Here is a 500-nt window from a genome sequence, read left to right as displayed (position 1 = left end):
TCCAGCGCGCTGACTTTTGCCGTGCTGCTGTCAGCCGTGAACGTCACCAGAACAGAATTAGCSTGWAACCAGTTATCGCCAATGGTCGCSTWWACCMGAAACTCCCCGGCCTTCAGGCTGGTCTGACTGACGGTGACGGTACCATCCTTCCCGGTCTCTGCCGTTGCCGGAATGATGACGCCGGTTCCGGCATCAAAACTCACCACCTGCCCGRCAACCGGGTTCTCATGGGCGTCYTTCACCGTCACCCTGACGCGCGTGGTGTCCGTCCCGTCTGCTGCGGCGTTATTGTCGATCACCTCCAGCGCGCTGACTTTTGCCGTGCTGTTGTCAGCCGTGAACGTCACCWGGCCAGACTTCGCCTGCGTCCAGTTATCGCCGGTGGTGGCCTCCACCCGGAACTCCCCGGCCTTCAGGCTGGTCTGGCTGACGGTGACGGTGCCGTCCTTCTCCGTCGTTGCCGTTGCCGGAAGGATAACCCCCTCGCCGGCCCTGAAATT

The 500-nt window shown here is 62.1% G+C and carries 1 protein-coding gene; it reads right to left on the bottom strand.

What is annotated here, in order from left to right:
• On the bottom strand, positions 1-500 hold a 500-nt coding region (locus A6013_RS22960), incomplete at both ends, for an Ig-like domain-containing protein (RefSeq protein WP_175437395.1).

Source organism: Enterobacter sp. IF2SW-B1 (assembly GCF_001743375.1).
Taxonomy (GTDB): Bacteria; Pseudomonadota; Gammaproteobacteria; order Enterobacterales; family Enterobacteriaceae; genus Enterobacter; species Enterobacter bugandensis.
Note: the sequence above shows the minus strand (reverse complement) of the source record. Positions and strands in the feature narration are given on the sequence as shown.